This window comes from Variovorax atrisoli 110B, from assembly GCF_000382045.1.
In the GTDB taxonomy this organism is placed as follows: domain Bacteria; phylum Pseudomonadota; class Gammaproteobacteria; order Burkholderiales; family Burkholderiaceae_C; genus Variovorax; species Variovorax atrisoli.
In genome coordinates this window covers 33,121-52,703 of record NZ_KB907467.1, presented here as the reverse complement: position 1 = coordinate 52,703, position 19,583 = coordinate 33,121, and the positions used below count along the sequence as shown (strand labels likewise).

The 19,583-nt window shown below is 67.5% G+C and carries 18 protein-coding genes; 13 read left to right on the top strand and 5 right to left on the bottom strand.

What is annotated here, in order from left to right; all coding sequences use genetic code 11:
• Positions 1-133: 133 nt before the first annotated feature.
• From G369_RS0131520 to G369_RS0131480, 8 genes are all read left to right on the top strand, one after another.
• Positions 134-487 (top strand): cupin domain-containing protein, encoded by a 354-nt coding sequence (locus tag G369_RS0131520; RefSeq protein ID WP_019658070.1) that lies wholly within the window; start codon positions 134-136, stop codon positions 485-487.
• A gap of 46 nt (positions 488-533) precedes the next feature.
• Positions 534-2,021, top strand: a complete 1,488-nt coding sequence (locus tag G369_RS0131515; RefSeq protein WP_020723397.1) for an aldehyde dehydrogenase family protein — start codon at positions 534-536, stop codon at positions 2,019-2,021.
• A gap of 77 nt (positions 2,022-2,098) precedes the next feature.
• Positions 2,099-3,424 (top strand): NAD(P)/FAD-dependent oxidoreductase, encoded by a 1,326-nt coding sequence (locus G369_RS0131510; protein ID WP_019658068.1) that lies wholly within the window; start codon positions 2,099-2,101, stop codon positions 3,422-3,424.
• Positions 3,425-3,432: 8 nt separating this feature from the next.
• On the top strand, positions 3,433-4,338 hold the full coding sequence (locus tag G369_RS0131505) for a GNAT family N-acetyltransferase (RefSeq protein WP_019658067.1): 906 nt from the start codon (positions 3,433-3,435) through the stop codon (positions 4,336-4,338).
• A gap of 48 nt (positions 4,339-4,386) precedes the next feature.
• The gene (locus G369_RS0131500) at positions 4,387-5,664 is read left to right on the top strand and encodes an NAD(P)/FAD-dependent oxidoreductase (protein WP_019658066.1); all 1,278 of its coding nucleotides are present in this window, start codon (positions 4,387-4,389) and stop codon (positions 5,662-5,664) included.
• A gap of 276 nt (positions 5,665-5,940) precedes the next feature.
• Entirely contained in the window at positions 5,941-7,449 is a 1,509-nt protein-coding gene (locus tag G369_RS0131495; RefSeq protein ID WP_038116484.1) for a sensor domain-containing diguanylate cyclase, read from the top strand.
• A 54-nt stretch (positions 7,450-7,503) separates the two neighbouring features.
• Positions 7,504-8,067, top strand: a complete 564-nt coding sequence (locus tag G369_RS0131490; protein WP_157773835.1) for a zinc metalloprotease — start codon at positions 7,504-7,506, stop codon at positions 8,065-8,067.
• Between the two features lie 245 nt (positions 8,068-8,312).
• Positions 8,313-8,744: a VOC family protein gene (locus G369_RS0131480; protein WP_019658062.1), complete on the top strand. Its 432-nt coding sequence runs from the start codon at positions 8,313-8,315 to the stop codon at positions 8,742-8,744.
• Between the two features lie 127 nt (positions 8,745-8,871).
• Here G369_RS0131480 and G369_RS0131475 read toward each other — a convergent pair whose 3' ends face one another.
• From G369_RS0131475 to G369_RS0131465, 3 genes are all read right to left on the bottom strand, one after another.
• Entirely contained in the window at positions 8,872-9,786 is a 915-nt protein-coding gene (locus tag G369_RS0131475) for a LysR family transcriptional regulator (RefSeq protein WP_019658061.1), read from the bottom strand.
• Between the two features lie 124 nt (positions 9,787-9,910).
• Positions 9,911-11,080: a PDDEXK nuclease domain-containing protein gene (locus G369_RS0131470; RefSeq protein ID WP_019658060.1), complete on the bottom strand. Its 1,170-nt coding sequence runs from the start codon at positions 11,078-11,080 to the stop codon at positions 9,911-9,913.
• Positions 11,081-11,227: 147 nt separating this feature from the next.
• Positions 11,228-12,124, bottom strand: a complete 897-nt coding sequence (locus G369_RS0131465; protein ID WP_019658059.1) for a LysR family transcriptional regulator — start codon at positions 12,122-12,124, stop codon at positions 11,228-11,230.
• 99 nt (positions 12,125-12,223) lie between these two features.
• On the opposite strand from G369_RS0131465, the gene G369_RS0131460 reads away from it, so the two are divergent.
• From G369_RS0131460 to G369_RS0131450, 3 genes are all read left to right on the top strand, one after another.
• Positions 12,224-13,105, top strand: coding sequence for an SDR family oxidoreductase (locus G369_RS0131460; protein WP_019658058.1), 882 nt, complete (start codon positions 12,224-12,226; stop codon positions 13,103-13,105).
• A gap of 39 nt (positions 13,106-13,144) precedes the next feature.
• The gene (locus tag G369_RS0131455) at positions 13,145-13,633 is read left to right on the top strand and encodes an AtaL-like protein (protein WP_019658057.1); all 489 of its coding nucleotides are present in this window, start codon (positions 13,145-13,147) and stop codon (positions 13,631-13,633) included.
• A gap of 201 nt (positions 13,634-13,834) precedes the next feature.
• A complete protein-coding gene (locus G369_RS0131450) occupies positions 13,835-16,030 on the top strand; it encodes a TonB-dependent receptor (protein ID WP_019658056.1) in 2,196 nt (731 codons plus the stop codon).
• A 121-nt stretch (positions 16,031-16,151) separates the two neighbouring features.
• Here the strand turns inward: G369_RS0131450 and G369_RS0131445 are convergent, their stop codons facing one another.
• Both G369_RS0131445 and G369_RS0131440 read right to left on the bottom strand, forming a co-directional pair.
• Positions 16,152-16,505, bottom strand: coding sequence for a hypothetical protein (locus tag G369_RS0131445; RefSeq protein WP_019658055.1), 354 nt, complete (start codon positions 16,503-16,505; stop codon positions 16,152-16,154).
• 5 nt (positions 16,506-16,510) lie between these two features.
• Positions 16,511-17,644, bottom strand: coding sequence for an NADP-dependent oxidoreductase (locus tag G369_RS0131440; protein ID WP_244164410.1), 1,134 nt, complete (start codon positions 17,642-17,644; stop codon positions 16,511-16,513).
• Positions 17,645-17,686: 42 nt separating this feature from the next.
• On the opposite strand from G369_RS0131440, the gene G369_RS0131435 reads away from it, so the two are divergent.
• A complete protein-coding gene (locus G369_RS0131435; RefSeq protein ID WP_026346792.1) occupies positions 17,687-18,631 on the top strand; it encodes a LysR family transcriptional regulator in 945 nt (314 codons plus the stop codon).
• 419 nt (positions 18,632-19,050) lie between these two features.
• A complete protein-coding gene (locus G369_RS0131430) occupies positions 19,051-19,359 on the top strand; it encodes a hypothetical protein (protein WP_019658052.1) in 309 nt (102 codons plus the stop codon).
• Positions 19,360-19,583: the final 224 nt, after the last annotated feature.

The following is a 19,583-nucleotide window of genomic DNA, read 5'->3' as shown; positions in this document are numbered from 1 at the left end:
GCGCTGCGGCACGATCCACCAAGAGGCCCCTGCAAACGCACATTTCCCGCTTTTAGCCCTGCGTGGTTCAGCATCGATGCGGCAGTGTTTTCCTTAGCATTGATCGGCATCGGACCCTCAAGAAAGGCTTTCAATGTCCAGGCTTCTCATCCCCTTCGAACTCGACAAGCTCGGCGCGCCGCGCGAATACCGTCCGCCGGCGGAGCGGGTCATCGAGGGCGACATCGTGTGCCGCAACTGGGACGTCGACAGCGCGAAAGACGGCAAGGTGCGCGCGGGAGTGTTCGAATCGACGGTCGGCCTCAATCACTCCATCAAGGGCGAGACCTGGGAGTTCTGCCTGATCCTCTCCGGCGTGGTGGAGATCACCGAGCAGGGCCACGCGCCGATCACCTACCGGGCCGGCGACTGCTTCATCATGAAGCCCGGCTACGTCGGAACCTGGCGCACCATCGAGACCGTGCGCAAGGTGTGGGTGACCGCTTGAGCCGCGTTCCCTCCGAACGGACGAACTGCAGGTGGAGCGCAACCCGATGACGGCAACTGACAACGTCCGCGGCGCCGGCGGCATCAGCAGTGTCGGCGGCAATGTCGGCGACAGTGGCGACGACCTGCGCTTCTATATCGACGGCCGCTGGCAGGATCGCGCGGAAGCGCCACGCATAGCCGTCGTCGATCCGTTCTCCGAGGCGGTCGTCGGGCATGTCGCGGCCGGCTCATCGGCGGACGTGGACCTCGCCGTCGCCGCGGCCCGCCGCGCTTTCAGCTCGTTCTCTCGAAGCACGGTCGACGAGCGCATGGCGCTGCTGGGCCGGATCCTCGCGCTGCTGGAAGAGCGGGCGGAGCAGTTCGCGCAAGCGATCACGACGGAGATGGGGACGCCCATCGGGTTCGCGAGGACGGCCCATGTGCCGTTCGGGATCGCCCACGTGCGCGCGCAGATCGAAGTGCTGCGGCGATACGAGTTTCTCTCCCCGGAGGGCGCCTTCGCGATCTCCAAGGAACCGATCGGCGTGTGCGCGCTGATCACGCCGTGGAACTGGCCCCTGTACCAGGTCACCGCCAAGGTCGCGCCGGCGATCGCCGCCGGCTGCACGGTCGTCCTGAAGCCCAGCGAGCTGTCGCCGTTCAGCGCGCGGCTCTTCGCGCAGGTGATGCACGACGCCGGCACGCCGGCCGGCGTCTTCAGCCTGGTGGGCGGCACCGGAGAGGTGGTCGGCGCTGCGTTGGCCGCACACCCCGATGTCGACATGATCTCCATCACCGGCTCCACGCGTGCCGGCGTGCTCGTGGCGCAGGCGGGGGCCGTCAGCGTCAAGCGCGTCGTGCAGGAGCTGGGCGGCAAGTCGCCGAACCTGTTCCTCGACGACGCCGATTTCGAGGAAGGCGTGGCGAAGGGCGTGCTGGCAGGCATGCGCAATGCGGGCCAGTCGTGCAGCGCGCCGACGCGCATGCTGGTGCCTGCGTCGCGGCTGGCCGAGGTGGAGTCGCTGGTCCGCGCGGCGGTTGCCGGCATCAGGCTCGGCGATCCGCGCGACGAGAAGACATCGATGGGGCCGATCGCGAACGCCGCGCAGTACGCAAGGGTGCAGGCGATGATCGCCAGCGGGATCGAAGAAGGCGCCAGGCTGGTCTGCGGCGGCCCGGGCAGGCCGGACGGCCTGGCCCGTGGCTACTTCGCACGGCCGACGGTCTTTTCGGACGTGACGCCCGACATGCGCGTGGCGCAGGAAGAGATATTCGGCCCCGTGCTGGTGCTGATGCCCTACCGGGATGAAGCGCAGGCCATCGCCATCGCCAACGACACGGTCTACGGACTCGGCGCCGCCGTGCAGTCCGCCGATCGCGAGCGGGCGCGGCGCGTGGCTTCGCAGCTGCGCGCGGGCCAGGTGCACATCAACTATCCGCCATGGAACAGCCACGCGCCGTTCGGCGGCTACAAGCGCTCCGGCAACGGACGCGAGTACGGCGTCCACGGCCTCGAGGAATACCTCGAGACCAAGGCGATCGTCGGCTACTGATCGCTTTCCGGCATCGACCGCCATCGCCATCGAGCATGCCTTCAAGTTTTCACTGACGTCCAAGGGACATACCCAGAATGCCTGCGCCTCTATCCGCCGTCGAATCCAGTCCTGAACTGCCGACGCATGCCGACGCCGTCGTGATCGGCGGCGGCATCATCGGGGTTTTCGCCGCGTACTACATGGCCCGGCGCGGCCTGAAGGTCGCGCTCGTCGAGAAGGGGCGCGTCGGTGCCGAGCAATCGAGCCGCAACTGGGGCTGGTGCCGGCAGCAGAACCGCGATGCGCGCGAACTGCCGATGGCCACGAAGAGCCTGGACCTGTGGGAGCGATTCACGCAGGACACCGGCGAAGTCACCGGCTTCAGCAGATGCGGGCTGCTCTATCTCAGCAACAGCGAGAAGGAACTCGACGGCTGGGCGCGCTGGGGCGAGTTCGCACGCTCCGTGAATGTGCAGACGCGCATGCTGAGCGCGGGTGAAGCCGCGCAGCGCGGTCACGCCACCGGCAAGGCATGGAAAGGCGGCGTCTTCGCCCCGACGGATGGCACCGCCGACCCCTCGCGTGCCGCACCGGCCGTGGCGCGGGCTTTCATGAAGCTCGGCGGCACCGTGCACCAGGGCTGCGCGGCGCGCGGCCTCGAAACCGAAGGCGGCCAGGTCTGCGCGGTGGTCACCGAGAGCGGGACGATCCGCACCCGGGTCGCGGTGCTCGCCGGCGGCGCGTGGGCATCCTCGTTCTGTCGCCAATATGGCATCCGTTTTCCCCAGGCTGCGATCCGCCAGACGGCGCTGTCGGTGACCACCTCGGGCAAGGACGTTCCCGCAGCGCTCCACACCACTGGCGTGTCCATGACGCGCCGCGCCGACGGCGGCTACACGCTGGCCATCAGCGGACGCGGGCGTGTGGACCCGACGCCGCAGCTGCTGCGTTTCGCGCCGCAGTTCCTGCCGATGTTCCAGCGGCGCTGGCGCAATCTCGCACCTGGCGGGCTCGAAGGCATCCGCTGCGGCCATGAAGGCTTCGCCCGATGGCGGCTCGACGAAACGACGCCCATGGAGCGCATGCGCATCCTCGATCCGAAGGCCGACGCCTCGGCCGTCAACCTGACGTACAGGCGCGCGGTCGAGCTGGTGCCGGCGTTGGCGGACAGCTCGGTGACCGCGGCCTGGGCCGGCTATGTGGACAGCACGCCCGACGGCGTCCCCGGCATCGGCGAAATGCCGAGCCTGCGCGGGCTCGTGCTGGCCGCCGGCTTCAGCGGCCACGGCTTCGGCATCGGCCCTGGCGCCGGGCACCTGATCGCCGACATCGTCAGCGGCGCATCCCCGCTCGTCGATCCCCGTCCCTACCACCCCGACAGATTCCTGGCTTCGGCCCGTGGGAAGGTGGCCGACTTCTAGGAGGCGCCATGGTCTTCGGCACTTCCAGCGACCTTCGCACGCCCATGCCCAGGATCGGCGCGCAGTTGACAGCGCTGCGCGAAGCCCACCTGCCGCAGGCGCTCGGGCAATCCGCTGCCTTGCGCTGGCCCTATCGGGAGGCCGACTGGCGCTTCGCTTTCGAACTGGGCCATGGCTTTGCGGCGGAAGCCGACGGGCGGCTGGTCGCCACGGCGATGTGGTGGCCCTTCGGTCCGGCGCATGCCTCGGCGGGGATGATCATCGTCGACGCGAAGATGCAGGGCCAGGGGCTGGGCCGCGCCCTGATGGAGCATCTGCTCGACGCCGCGTGCGACCGCACGGTGCTGCTGAACGCCACCAGGGAAGGGTTGCCGCTCTACGCCCGGTTCGGGTTCGCTGCCCGAGGCCGGGTGTTCCAGCATCAGGCCGTGATGACCGGAGAAGTCGCCCTGGCCCATGCAGCCGCGCCGGCAGGCGTGCGCTCGATGCATGCGGCGGATGCCGCCAAGGTGCGGCAGCTGGATCTCGCCGCCACGGGAATGGACAGGAGCGCCTTGCTGGATGCGCTCTTGCGCGTGTGCACGACGGTGGTCCTCGATCATGGCAATGGCGCGTCGGCCTACGCCTGCATGCGGGAGTTCGGTCGCGGCCTGGTGATCGGACCGGTGGTCGCGTCCGGCGCCGACGCCGCAGCGGATGCAACGGACCTCGTCGTCGCGCTCGCGCGCAGCGCCCGTGGCCGCTTCGTGCGCATCGACGTGACGGAAGCCGGCGGCCTGTCCACGTGGCTCGAGAAATCGGGCCTGCCATGCGTCGACCATGCCGTGGGCATGGTGCGCGAAGCCTCGTCGCGCTCGCTCGATACCGATGCGCAGGCGCGCCTGTTCGCCCTGTCCAACCAGTCGTTCGGTTGACCCTCAGATCCACCCGCATGCGTCTGCGAAGGCGCCGGAAGTTCGCCCATGAAACTGATGCCCTATTGGCTCGATACAGCCCCCCGATTCACCGGCGGGCAGACGGAGGCGCCCAGCGGCAGTGTCGATGTCGCCATCGTGGGCGCAGGCTTCACCGGGCTGTCCGCGGCGATCGCGTTGGCGAAGAAGGGGGCGAGCGTCGCGGTGTTCGAGGCTGCGACCGTGGGCAGCGCCGCCTCCGGCCGCAACGGCGGAATGTGCAACAACGGCTTCGCGCAGGACTATTGCGCGCTGGCGGGACGGCTGGGGCGCGAGCGCGCCAACATGCTCTATCGCGCGTTCGACGCGGGTGTCTGCAAGGTGGAATCGCTGATCGCCGAAGAAGGCATCGACTGCGACTTCAGGCGCGTCGGCAAGCTCAAGCTCGCTGCCAAGCCGGCGCACTACGACAAGCTTGCGCGCTCGCAGGCGCTGATGCAGAAGGAGTGCGATCCCGACACCCACATGGTCACGCGGGGAGAACTGCGCAGCGAGATCGGCTCCGATCGCTATTTCGGCGGCCTCGTTTTCCGCAAGAGCGCCGGCATGCACGTGGGCCGCTATGGCCACGGCCTGGCCGTGGCGGCGGCAAGGCGCGGCGTGCACATCCATGAGAACACGCCCGTCATCGGCCTCGAACGCCAGGGCGGTTCGGCGCATCGGGTCGAAACGCCTCGCGGCAGCATCCTCGCCCGGCAGGTGCTGCTGGCGACCGGCACCTCGGCCGTGGGGCCTCTGGGCTGGATCCGTCGCCGGATCGTTCCCGTCGGGGCTTTCATCATCGTGACCGAGCCGCTGCCGGTCGAGGTGCTCGACCGCCTCACGCCGCGGCGCCGCATGACGACGGACACCAAGAACTTCGTCAATTACTTCCGCGTCACGCCCGACAACCGCCTCCTGTTCGGCGGCCGCGCGCGTTTCGCGGCGAGCAACCCCGCCTCGGACAGGAAGAGCGGCGCCATCCTGCACCGCTCGCTCGTGGAGCTATTCCCCGAACTGAGGGACACCCGCATCGACTACTGCTGGGGCGGCATGGTGGACATGACGCGCGACCGCCTGCCCCGCGCCGGGGAGCGCAACGGGCTCTTCTATTCCATGGGCTACAGCGGCCATGGCACCCATATGTCGACCTACATGGGCGCGATCATGGCGGAGGTGATGAACGGCCGTGCGGACCTGAATCCATGGCGCGACTTCGACTGGCCGGCGATCCCCGGCCATTTCGGCAAGCCCTGGTTTCTTCCCATCGTCGGTGCGTACTACCGATTCCAGGACCTGGTGCGCTGAAATCCGTCGATAGACTGGCCAGATGCCGGCTTCGTGCCATGGCGACGGATGAGGCCCGGTACGCCCTTGTCGTTTCGGCGCATGTAGTTGATTAGTTCAACCAACCGAGTCGCACGTATAAACGACCGACAGCGCGATGCGGGCCCCGAGAAGGCGATGTCGCGGCAAGCCGGTTCTCCCGTCGCCCCGCGAAGAGATGCGAGTCGGTTCAGGCATCGATACCCGGGAGACGATGACTCGGGAAGCGCCGGCGCCGTCCATCGCCAAGAGATCCTCATGCCCCCTCGCGCCAGCTCTTCGAGACTTGCCACATCGGCGGGCCGTCACCCGCTCGTCGTCGGTGCGCTCGGGACATTGCTGACCCTGGTCGTGCTGTCCATCAGCGCCTTCACGCTGTGGAATGACCGCCAGACGGCCATCGAGCATGCGCACGGCATGTCGAGGAACGTGGCCGCCGTCCTCGCCGGCAACATCTCGCGCACCATCGAGTCGGCGGATCAATCGCTGCTCATGCTGATCGCTGCGCTGGACAAGCCCGCCATCCGCGACCTGAAGCCGGACGTCCGGCACGAACTGCTGTTCGGCTCCACACTGTCCGCCCGCTACGTCACCGGCATGGGCGTCACCGACGACAAGGGCCGGCTCATCGATGGCTGCTGTTCCAGCACGCACCGGTGGGATTTCAGCGACCGGGACTATTTCACCGTGCATCGCGATTCTCCCGAGGTCGGCCTCTATGTGTCGAAGGCCTATCGCGCCCGCTCGCGCGGGGGTGTGGAGGCCGTCGCGCTGAGCCGGAGGATCAATCGTCCGGACGGGGCCTTCGCCGGGACGGCGCTCGTGGCCATCGACCTCGAGTATTTCACGCAGCTGCTCGACAAGCTCGACATCGGCCCGCATGGCGTGGCGTCGATCGTGCGAACGGACGGAACGCTGGTCGCGCGGACGCCCGCCATGGGCAAATACAGCGTCAAGGAGTCGCCGACCTTTCCGCGCATGCTCGATCGGGAGTCGGGCTTCTATGCGGCCCCGTCGGTCATCGACGGGACGCTTCGCCTGTACACCTTCCGGCGCGTACCCGGGACGCCGTTCATCGCGGTGGTCGCACCCGCGATGGACGACGCGCTGGAATCGTGGAAGAAGCTCTCGTGGATCGTGGGCCTCTCGTCGCTGCTGGTGGGCAGCGCCTTCTGCGCGGGCGTGTGGCTCCTCGCCTTCGCCTTGCGAGGCCGTGTGATGGCGGAGGAGCACCTGAGGGAGCTGACCCAGACCGATCCGCTCACGGGCCTGAAGAACCGGCGCGCACTCGATGCGGCGCTGGAAAACGAGTGGGACCGGCTGCAGCGAAGCGGCAGCTGCCTCTCGGTGCTCTTCGTGGATGCGGACAATTTCAAGCGATACAACGACGAGCACGGGCATGCCCAGGGCGACGTCGCGCTGCAGCATCTCGCGGCCTGCATCGCAAGGCACGTCCGTCGGCGGGGCGATCTCGCGGCGAGGTATGGCGGAGAGGAGTTCGTGGTGGTTCTGCCCGACACGGACGAATCGGGTGCCATGCAGGTCGCCGAGGCCATACGCGTCGAGGCCGAGCGTTCCCGCCTGCGCGACGGCAACCAAGACCTGCCACCCGTGACCGTGAGCATCGGTTGCACCACGGTCCGCCGGTCGAATCACACCTCGCTCGAAGCCTTGACGAAGGCGGCGGACGACGCGCTCTACCGTGCCAAGGGCAGCGGGAGAAACTGCATTGTCTGGACGGCTGTCGAGCCTGCAGCCCAGCCGTAGCCTGCCGTCGCGCAGCCGCTTCTAGAATCGCGCTCTTCGAACACGGAGGAGCACATGCATATGCGCGGCTGTATCACTCTCCGCAGGCCCCGGATCCTGGGCGCACGGCTGCATGTCCATTGGTCGGCGCTCGTCGCGGCAGGCGTGCTGCTCGGCGTATTGATCCGGCAACCGCTCCACGCCTTCGTTGCCGTCGCCGCGTACTTTCTGGTCATCCTCCTGCACGAGGCAGGTCATGCGCTCGTGGCCAGGCGGCTCGGCTATCCGGCCACCGACATCTACCTGACCTTCATTCACGGAGTCTGCGTCTACGAGCAGCCGGGCAGCGTAAGAGAGGCCGCCCTGGTCGCCTGGGGCGGCGTGCTGGTGCAGCTGGCGGTCGCGATACCGCTGATCGTGCTGGCGCAGACGACGCCACTCGGCGCCGCGCCCGTGTTCCCTGTCGCGGTCGCGATACTCGGTTACATGAGCCTGTTCATCGCCCTGCTGAACCTCGCCCCGGCGCGCGGGCTCGACGGGGCATCGGCGTGGAAGCTGGTGCCGGTCCTGCTGCGCGATCTGCGCAACCGCTTCACCTCGAAGAAGAAAACGAAGGATCTCCTGCGGCGGATCAAGTAGTCGGATGGGCATCGTCGCAAGCGAATTTCCGAAGGCCTCGGAGGCTAGGGTGCTGAAGATCGAGTCATCGGCAGCGAAGTTTCAGCGGTCCAGTGGCGATTTGAGCGAGTAGAAGGAACACGGCCGATGGATGGTGTCGATGCTCGATTCATCGAAATTCATCTTGCTCACAAGCAAAACATATTGCTTTTCATCGTTGGTGCAGTTTCCTACAGTGACCTGCTTCCAACCCACCGGCATTCACGATGACTTCCAGCACCACTCGAATCCCCTTCCACCTGGCCTTTCCGGTCCGCGACATCGCGGAAGCGCGCGCGTTCTACGGCGAACTGCTCGGCTGCCCAGAGGGCCGCAGCGCCCCCGAGTGGGTCGACTTCGATTTCTATGGACACCAGATCGTGGCGCATCTCGCACCCGACGAGTGCGGCCACCGCAGCAGCAGCGCAGTGGACGGCCACGATGTGCCGGTGCGCCACTTCGGTGCCATCGTTCCGATGGAGCAGTGGCAGGCGATGGCCGACAAGCTGATCGCGCGCGGCACCAAGTTCGTCATCGAGCCCTACATCCGCTTCAAGGGAGAAGTGGGCGAGCAGGCGACGATGTTCTTCCTCGATCCGTCGGGCAACGCGATCGAGATGAAGTCTTTCGCGGATCTCGGGTCGCTGTTCGCCAAGTGAGCCTGGTGGCGTTTCGCTCGAAGCCGACGAGGTACGCCAAGGACCGAGGGCTCGGCGACTGAGCGAAGGATCACCTGCGTCGTGTGCCTGCGGCCCGTCGGCTGCGAGGCACGGACCGGTTCCACGCTCAGCGCGGAGCCGGCGTCTTCTTCCTGCGTGCCTGCGTTGTCGGCCTCGTCTGCGATGCCTCGAGCAGGCACTCCGCGAACTGCGCCACGATGGGCGGAGTCAGCCGAGGCTTGCGGCGCAGCAGGCCGATCTCGCGGTAGAAGGTGAATTCCCCGAGCGATACGGCGCGCACGCCCGGCGGCAGCGGCACGTGCGCCTCCACCAGCGGGACGAGGGCCACGCCGAGCCCTTTCGACGCCAGGTGGATCAGCCCCGCGATCTCGTCGATCTCGACCGCGTCGTTGACCGACAGGCCTTCGCGACGAAGAAAGCCTTCCACCATCCGGCCGCCGAATGACGCGCGGTCGTAGCGCAGGAAGGGTTGCGTCTGGATGAGCGTGCGCCAGTCCTTGCCGCGGACCGCATTCGGCACGACGAGCACGAAGGGCTCCTGAACGAGCGGCTGCCATGTCAGGTCGGGCAGCATGCCGAACGGCGGCCGGATGATCAGTGCCGCATCGATCTTGCCGGTGTCGAGGTCGTCCATCAGGTGCATCGACACGCCGGGCGCCACATGCACGCGGACCCTGGGATGGATCTGGCGCAGCCGCTCGAGCGCACGCGCCAGGAGTGTCGGCTGCGCCGAGGCGATGGCGCCGATGCGCAGCAGGCCGTTCAACGAGGCGTCGTCCGGCGCGTCGCCGAGTTTCTCGTACAGCGCGCAGATCTCCTTCGCGCGCTCCAGCGTGCCCTGGCCTCGCTCGTTGAGCGTGGCGGAGCGACCGGTCCTGTCGAACAGCGCAAAGCCCAGGGACTCCTCGAGCCGCCTGATCTGGCTGCTGACGGCCGACTGCGTGAGGCCGATTCTTTCGCCCGCTGCCGCGAACGTGCCGTGCTTGCAGACGGCGATGAAGGTCTTGAGTTCGCTGATCAATGGTCTCTTCCACGTCGAGGATCGAGGATGGCTTCGATTGTCCGTCGGCTGCTCGCACGATCGTCTCCGCCAGCGGCGCCACCCGCGCTGACCACCCCGACGGACGGCACGGGCCACAGCCTGATCAGTCGGGCGCGGTGCGCCTGTGCTGCCGTGCCTCCAGTTCGCGCCGTGTCCTGTCCAGCTCCTGGGCGAGCAGCGCCTCGTCGGGCAGCATGGTCTGGTATTCGGCCGCCAGCACCTTGTTGGGCAGGCCCTCCAGCGCGTAGCGGGCTTCGGCGGCACCTTTCTCCGCGCACATGATCAGCCCGACCGGCGGGTTCTCCCCGGGCTTCATCCAGTGCTCCCGGGCGTAGTTCAGGTACAGGTGCATCTGCCCGGCGTCCGCGTAGCTGAACTTCCCGACCTTCAGGTCGATGACCAGCAGGCATTTGAGCCGCCGATGGAAGAACAGCAGGTCGACCCGGAACCAGCTGTCGTCGATGCGAAGCCGCCGCTGCCGGCCGACGAAGGCGAAGTCGTCGCCCAGCTCCAGCAGGAAGTCGGCCAGGTGCTGGACCAGGGCATCTTCGAGGTCGGACTCCGAGTATTCGTCCTTCAGGTTGAGGAACTCCAGCACGAACGGGTCCTTGATGGCCTGCTCGGGCGTGAGCGCATCCGCGGGCTCGGCCACCGCGCCCTTGGTCAGCATGGCGGCCTTGTTGGCGGACAGCGCGGTGCGTTCGTAGAACTGGCTGCCGATCTGGCGATCCAGCTGCCGCACCGACCAGCCGCCTCGCAGGGCTTCGGTCTCGTAGAAGGCGCGCGCCTGCGGGCTCTTGACCGACAGTAGGCGCACGTAGGCCGACCAGGGAAGCGGAAAGGCCTGGGCGATCGCCTGCAGGTCGGGCGATGTCCCCGACACCGTCTGGAGTTTGCGGGCGGAAACCGATTCTCCAGACGGTGTCTGGGGAATCCGGCGGGTGCGCGCCGGGGCGGAGGACGGCGACGGAACCCATGCCGTGGACCAGGCGGCATAGAAAAGCCGCATCTGCCACAGGTTCTGCCGGCTGAACCCACGGCCGAAACGCGTGGAGAGGTCCGCAGACAGGCGCTCGATCAGCGCTTCGCCATAGGCGGCGCGTTCCTGCCCGCCCTGCTCGAATTCGACGATCCGGCGGCCGATTTCCCAATAGGTGGCGGTCATCAGCGCGTTGACGCTGCGTGCAGCAGCCTGGCGCGCAGCCTCCAGCAGCGAGACGATGTCGGCATGGACGCCCGCGTAGCCGCCGGGCACGGGGGTGATCGCCGTCATGCCGTCATTTCGCCGAACAGGAACGGATCGCCTTCAACGACGCGGCGCGGGGCCCGCAGGACGGTGGATCCGCAGGGGCGATTCATGGGAGGTCTCGATCGCCTTGGCATGGTCGGGCATCTTAGCAACTGGCCCCACCCGCGCACGTCAGTCCACGAAGGCCGCGAGCTCGTCGGGCGTTCCCTGAGGAAAGGCTTCCCGCAGGAATTCCAGGAAAGCCGAGACACGGCTGCTGAGCAGCCTGCGCGAGGGATAGAGGGCCCACAGAGCGATCTCGGGGCCTTCGACGTCGCCCCAGTGCACGAGCCGCCCCGCCGCCAGATCGCGTGTGACCAGCGACGCCGGCAGGCACGCGACGCCGATGCCCGCGCGCGCGGCATCGCGGATCATGAACAGTGACGAGAGCTGCAGCACCGGCTCGACCGCCAGTGTGCGCGTGCGGCCGCGCGCCGACAGCTCCCATGCAGCGGCGTGTGCCGGTGCGTCGCCCGTCCGCACGACGGCCGGCGCGGTCTTGCCCGCCGCGGGCTTCCTCAGGGCCGGGCTCGCCACGGCCACCAGGCGGTCCCGCAGGAAGATGCGCCCGACGAGCCGCTCGTCCGGCGCCGGATTCACGCGGATCACGAGGTCGTAGCCCTCCTCCACCATGTCCACTTCGCGGTCTTCCGTGGTGACCTCGAGGCGGACCTCGCGGTGCTTCAGCGCGAAGCGCGCCGCCAGCGTGCCCATCGCGGCCTGCGAGAAAAGCAGCGGCGCGCTCACCCGTAACCTGCCGCGCGGTGCGGCGCCGCCCGAAGCGATCGCTGCGGCGGCCTCGTCCAACTCGGTCAGCAGAACCGCCGTGCGCTCGAAGAGCGCGCGGCCCTCCTCGGTGAGCTTGAGCGCGCGCGGCCCGCGCTCGAAGAGGCGCAGGGCCAGGCCGCTTTCCAGGTCGGCCACGCGCCGCGAGAGCGTGGCCTTGGGGCGCCCGGATTCGCGCGAGGCGCGGCCGAAGCCGCCGTGTCGGGCCACGAGATTGAAGTCGGCCAGGGCAAGGAGGTCCATGTGTTCCACCAGAGAGACAGCAAGTCCAAATATAGCGGCTATCGGCCATTGAATGGAACGAGCACGATGGAGCCTTCTTCAACCCACAGGAGTATTTCCATGACCATCCTCGTGACCGGCGCAACCGGAAAAGTCGGCCGCCAAGTCGTTCAAAACCTCATCGAGCGCGGCGCCGGCGTGCGTGCCATCGTGCGCGATCCCGCCAAGGCAAACCTGCCGGCTTCCGTCGAGATCGTGCAGGGCGACCTGCTCGATGTGGAGGCGCTGCGCGGCGCCTTCGCCGGCGTGTCCACGCTGTTCCTGCTCAACGCCGTCGTCCCGGACGAATTCACCCAGGCCCTCGTGGTGCTCAATGCGGCGCGCGATGCCGGCGTCCGGCGTGTCGTGTACCTGTCGGTCATCCACAGCGACAGGTACGTGAACGTGCCGCACTTCGCGGGCAAGTTCGGTGTCGAACGGATGCTCGAAGCCATGGGCTTCGAAGCGACGATCCTGCGCCCGGCCTACTTCATGGACAACGATCTCACGGTCAAGGACGTGGTGAGCGGCCATGGCGTCTATCCGATGCCCATCGGCGCCAAGGGGCTCGCGATGATCGATACGGCCGACATCGGCGAGATCGCCGCGATCGAGCTGCTGCGCCGCGACCGTGCGGGCGAGCCGCAGCCCCTGGAGCGGATCAACCTCGTGGGGCCCGACACGCTCACCGGCGACGCGGTCGCGGCCATCTGGTCCGAGGTGCTGGGCCGGCCCGTCGCGTACGGCGGCGACGACACCGCGGGCTTCGAGAAGAACCTGCTGAACTTCATGCCGCCGTGGATGGCCTACGACATGCGGCTGATGAGCGAACGCTTCCTGAGCGACGGGATGGTGCCCGAGGCCGGCGATGTCCAGCGCCTCACCGCCTTGCTGGGCCGCCCGCTGCGCTCCTACCGCACTTTCGCTGCAGGTACTGCCGCAAGCATCGCCGCCGCAGCCTGAGCGGCATCCATCGATCGAACCAACCGCAGAAAGACCATCATGATCTATTCGACCGCCACCGTTGCGGTGAACCCCGAAGGCGAACTGGCGCTCAGCCGCGAGCAGGCCTGGGCCGGCCTCGTCCTCAAGGCGCGCGACGCCCGGCTTTTTCTTCCTCCGGGCCTGTGCACCCGATGCGAAGTGGTGCAGGAAAGCGCGACCCACATCGTTCGCGAAGCCACCATCGGCGGCGGGGACCTGCGCGAGATCATCGCGTTCGAGCCGCAAAGCAAGGTGACCTTCTTCCAGGCCGCCGGTCCGCGCGAGGGCGCCATCGTCAACGAGCTATTCGAGGACGCCTCGGGTGCCCTGCAGCTTCGCTTCTACGGCTACCTCGGCCTGCGCGGCAAGACGCCGGGCGGCCCCGAGGAGCAGGCCGAGCAGGCGTGGCTGGACGGCGAAGGCGGCTACAGGAGCGCACTGCTGTCGACGCTGAAGCGCACCCGCGAACTGCTCGCGCAGGGCAGGCTCGCAGCAGCCGGCCTGTGAGTCTTTACAATCCGGGCCGCCGCGTGCAGCGGCCGTCACCACCAGGTGCCGCAGGAGGCTTCTTCCAAGCCCTCGCGGCCCTCGCCTCACCCAGATTCTTTCAAGGCAAGGCATGACACGCGCCCTTCTTCCCCGTGGAGGAAGGGCCTGTCGTGCGGCCGCGCGTGCGCCTGCGCCGCCTTGCAAAAAGAACTGGACAACATGACGCCCTCCTCCTGCCTCCCAGCCATCGCTTTTCCCTCCCCGCGTCCGCTGCGGCGCCTTTCCCTTCTGGCCGGTGCCGCGCTCGCCTCGCTGTCGGGCGCCGTCCTGGCACAGAGCGCTGCACAGGAAAGCCCTTCCTCGACGCTGAAGGAGGTGACCGTCACCGCCGAGGACGACAAGGGCTATGCCCCGGCAGCCACCAGCACCGCCACCAAGGGCAGCGCCCCGCTGCGCGACGTGCCCCAGGCCGTCAACGTGCTGAGCGGACAGCTGCTGCGCGACCAGGGCGCCACCTCGATGCAGGACGCGCTGCGCAACGCGCCGGGCGTGAGCTTCAACCACGGCGACGGGCAGCGCGACCAGGTCGTGATCCGCGGCTTCAGCGCCATCTCCGACTGGTTCGTCGACGGTGTGCGCGATGACGCGCTGTACTTCCGCGACCTGTCGGACACGGAGCGCATCGAAGTGCTCAAGGGGCCGGCCGCCGTGCTCTACGGCCGCGGCTCCTCGGGGGGCCTGATCAACCGCGTGACCAAGAAGCCGGTTTTCGGCGACCGCTTCGGCGAGGTCTCGCTCGGTCTCGGCAGCCACGACTACAAGCGCGCCACGGCCGACCTGAACACGCCCATCGGCGAGAACATGGCGTTCCGCCTCAACGTGGCGCGCGAGAAGTCCGACAGCTATCGCGACCAGCAGTTCACCGACCGCTACAACATCGCGCCCTCGCTCGCGATCAAGTTCAATCCGCAGACAGACCTGCTGCTGCAGTACACGAACCTGCGCGACCAGCGCCTCACCGACTTCGGCATCCCCGCGCTCAACGGCCGGCCGGTCGACGTGCCCGTCGGTGCCTACTACGGCTCCGCGCACGGCCGCCGCGACGACACGGTGACCAGCAAGGTGCAGACCTTCACCGCGACGCTGAACCACCGGTTCGACGACACGCTGAGCCTGCGCAACACCACGCGCTACTCGAGCTATCACCTCGACCGCAACAACACGCTGCCCAGCGGCACCACCGACCCGGTGCGCCTGACGGTGGGGCGCACGCGCGGTTTCGTCGATCGCGACGAGAGCGGCTGGTTCAACCAGACCGACCTGACCTGGCGCAACGAGCTCGGGGGCTTCAAGCAGGAATGGCTGATCGGCGCCGAGCTCGGCGTGCAGCGCAAGCGCCTGTACTCGGTGTCCTCCGCCACCGGCGCGCAGCGCGTGAACCTGTTCAACCCCGTGGCCGACCCGCTGCCGATTCCGGTCGCGAACTATCTGGCCGACAGCGCGATCCCGAGCAACAGCGAGTTCAAGACCGCCGCCCTGTACTTCCAGGACCAGATCACGCTGGCGCCGCAATGGAAGGCGCTGGTCGGCGGGCGCTACGACGTGTTCAGGCAGGACACCTCCTTCGAGCGCAAGCTGGCGCCGCTGGAGCGCACCGACCGCAAGTTCAGCCCGCGCGCGGGCCTCGTGTGGCAGCCCGACGCCGTGCAGTCCTACTACGTGTCGTACAGCCGTTCGTTCCAGCCGTCGGGCGAGAACTTCGCGCTGTCGGCCAGCAACATCGACAACGCGCCCGAGATCACGGTCAACAAGGAGATCGGCGCCAAGTTCGACCTGCTCGACGGAGCGCTGAACTTCACGACCGCGCTGTTCAACCTGGAGCGCTCGGGCATCAAGAACACCGATCCGAACGACCCGCGGCGCCAGATCAACGTCGGCACGCAGCGCACCAACGGCCTGGAGCTCGCGCTCAACGGCCGGCTGCCCGGGCGCTGGGACGTCAGCGCCGGCTATGCCTACCTCGATGCGAAGATGACGAAGTCGCTGGCCACGGTGAGCTCGCTGCAGCTGCCCGTGGGCGCGGCAATCCCGGTGCAGGGCAAGACCCCCTCTCTGACGCCGCGCCACTCGGCCTTCGTCTGGGCCATGAAGGACCTGGGCAACGGATTCAGCGCGGGCGGCGGCCTGAACTACGTCAGCGCGCGCTACGCCTCGCTGAGCAACCTCGTGACCCTGCCCTCCTACCTGACCGCCGACCTGGCAGCCAGCTACAAGACGGATCGCTACGAGATCTCGCTGAACCTGAAGAACATCGCGAACCGCAAGTACTACATCTCCGCCCACGGCAGCGTCGACAACCTGATCCTGCCGGGCCCGGGCCGTGAAGTGCAGCTGACGTTGCGCGCGAAGTTCTAGCGGTGGTCTGCAAAACCGGTCCGAGCCTTGCATGATCTGAAGCCGTGCGTCATCCCATCAGGGAGACGCGTACCCCATGGAGTCTCATGCCAGTGGCCGCGCCTTGATCGTTGCCGTGAGGCTAATCCCTCCACACCACAGCCGCCTCTTCGATGCGAGTGAAACGCCCGTCAGCGTCGCGTTCCGCGAACAGGTAGACCTCCTGCACTGTCCGAGTTCCGTCGCGGTGGCGCAAATCGATCAGGTGCCGCTCGGCGTAACGGTCGCCAACGGCAAGTTCGTCGAGCACGGTGATCGTGGCGTGCTCGACCACGTCCCGGAGTTGGATGGCCCTCGCGAGAACGGCGGCGCGGTCGTCCCAGCTTCCGTTGGTGCGTTGGCGAAAGGTGGGCCCGAAGTGACGGTCGAGCGCTTCGGCCGCCGTCAGTTGCCGATTGTTCAGAAGGTCGTCGACCGCAGCCTCGATCGTGGACATGGGCTTCAACGAACCGTGAGGACGATTTTTCCCTGGATGTTCCCACCGGACGCCCGTTCATGCGCCCTTCGTGCATCCGCGAGTGGGAATGTGCTGTCGATGGCCACACGCACCGTTCCCGCGTCGAGCAAGTCCGCGAGCCGCGCAAGCTGCGCTCCACTGGATCGGACCTGCGTCGTCGAGACCGTGACGCCCAACTTCTCGGCCTCCTGGGCGCCGGAGAAGCCCAGAGGGAAGATCGGGAACAGGGCGCCGCCGCGCTTGAGGGTGCGCAGGAAGCGCCCCGTGGTCGGGCCGCCCACGGTATCGACGACGAGATCCACGTCCCGCACCGTCTCGCTGGCCGCTGTCTGGGTGTAGTCGATGAACTCGTCGGCGCCGAGATCGCGCACGAAGGTCCCGTGCTTGCCGGACGCCACGGCGATCACGCGCGCGCCCTTCCATTTGGCAAGCTGCACCGCGAACTGCCCCACGCCGCCGGCAGCGCCATTGACGAGGACGGTCTTGCCCTCCAGCGGGACCGGCACGTGTCTGTTCGGCTGCAGCGGGTTTGGTTCATCGTGCCCGAGTTCGATCATGAACTGCCACGCAGTGAGCAGCGACATCGGCGCGCCAGCGGCATGCGCGTGGTCGATGCCGCGCGGCTTACGCGCCACTTCCGACGCCGGCACGCTGACCCACTCGGCATAGGCCTTGCTGCCTCCGGCAAGGCCACCAGGAAAGCGGACCATCGCGTACACGGCGTCGCCTGCGGCGAAGTCCTCGACATCGTCGGCCACGGCGTCGATGACGCCCGACACATCCGTCCCGAGGATCAAGGGAAAAGCCACCTTCGGCTGCCACTCCGGCGGCAGCATCTTGTAGCCATTGCGCAGGTACCAATCGGGAGGGTTCAGGCCCACCGCATGTACGCGCACCAGCACCTCCCCCGGCTTCAGCTCGGGCATCGGTGCGTCCTCGTAACGCAGCACATCGGGACCACCGAATTCGTGCTGCCTGACCGCCTTCATCATCTTCGTCGTCATATGGGTTCCTTTGAAAGATCTGACCGGCTGCAAGCGCCAGCCATGGATGTGCGGCGCCTCGCCCTCTACGCAGCCGGGTGCCGCGGCTTGCTCGATAGGAGTGTCGATCTTCATTGGGTATTTGATAATCCATCAACAAGTCACTTGTTTGATGCCATGAAGGAACAAATCAGTCTGGAGAGCCTGACCGGCGTCGTCGCGTTTGCGCGTGCGGCGTCCTATGGCAGTTTCACTGCGGCGGCGCAATCGCTGTCCGTCTCGCCCTCGGCCGTCAGCAAGACGATCCAGCGCCTCGAGCATCGGCTGGGCGTGCGCCTTTTCACTCGGACCACGCGCTCCCTCGTGTTGACGCCTGAGGGGCGAGAGCTGCATGGCCGGGCCTTGCTGCTGCTGCGCGCTGCCGAGGACGTCGTCCAATCGGCTGCGGCGGTGCGGTCCGAGCCCTCCGGGACGCTGAAAGTCGCGGCGCCGCTGCCCATCGGCATACGCCTGCTCGCACCGGCGCTGCCTGCGTTTCGTCGCCGGTATCCCAGGCTCCACGTCGACCTTCGCTTGAATGACCGTTTCGTCAATCTCGTCGAGGAAGGGATCGACGTGGCGATTCGCATCGGGAACCTCGCCGACTCGAACCTGATGTCGCGAGGGCTTGCACGAACCCGCATCAGCGCATTCGCCTCACCGGCCTATCTGGCAGCGCGTGGCGCGCCCGGCCATCCCGACCAACTCAAGGATCACGATTGCGTGAATTTCCGGTACCAGGCGTCGGGGCAGACGCTGGCCTGGAGTTTCCGAATCGGGAACAGAGCGATCGAACTCACACCCGATGCGGCCATCGTGGTGGATGCCAGCGATGCGGTCGCCGAGGTGCTCGCCGCCGGTGGCGGGGTCGGCATGCTGGCATCGTTCATCGCGGCCCCGTATGTTGAGCGGGGACTGCTGCTGCCCTTGCTCGCCGAATATGCCGTCGACGGCGCACCGATCACGGCGGTTTGGCCCGGGAACCGGCATGCGAGCCCGAACCTCAAGGCTTTCCTCTCGTTTCTGGAGGAGGTGTTTCCGTCGCCTGTACCGCCAGCGACTGCCTATAGCGCGGAGTCGTGATCGACTCGTTATCGGCGCGTGTTCGCTGAACTTTGCGTCTCCGGGCTTGTTGGAGTGCGCGCGCGTCACCGATGTTCGCGCGTCTTCGAGACGCCTGTGCCCGGGCACGCCAGCAAGAAGCTCGATCCGGCCCAGGCCAGCCTGCCGGCGTGTCCACCGTCTGGCGGCACGTTCGAGGCAAGTGGGCATGCGCGAATTGCCAGACGCTGATCCAGGCATTTGCGCGATCGGTCTCGGTTGCCGACGCGTTATGCAGACCATCACTGGGAGTGCCAGGCCGGTCGTCACATCGCGGCGGGCTGCAGGCGCAGTGACGATTGGAAACGATCGTCACCAGATCGTGTAGGCCAGCGGCGCGCCCGCGGCGTTGGATACCGGTCAAGGAGGGGGATCGGGTCTGTTCAAGATAGGAAGTTCAGATGAGCCTCGATCGTTCGAAGTTTTCGAAATACATGGTGGGCGGCGTCATCGCCGCCGCGGCGCTGCTGGCGGGGTCAGCAGCCACGGCCGGCGTCAGCTGGTCCATCGGTGTCGGAGTACCTGGCGTCGCCGTCGCGCCGGCCCCGGTGTACTACCCGCCCGCGCCGGTCTATGTGCCGCCGGCCCCGGTCTACTACGCACCACCTCCGCCGGTCTATTACAGGCCCGCTCCGGTCTACTACCGGCCGGCCCCGGTCTACTACGGGGCGCCCGTCTACTACGGCTACCGTTACCACTACCGGTATTGATCGCGGGCCCGCGCCGCGGGCTGGACCGCCGGCACGCCGTCGTCGTGACCTCGGCGCGTCGTCAGCGCGCCTTCATCGCCAGCACCAGCTGGGCCATCGCCTGTCCCGACTCGAGCCGGGCGTGGGCCGGCTCCAGCGTGCACACCGCATCGCCCGCGCGCAGGCCCTCGGCGCGCGCACTGGCTCAACACATGATGCGGCTGACTCCCAGTGGGCACGTCGCT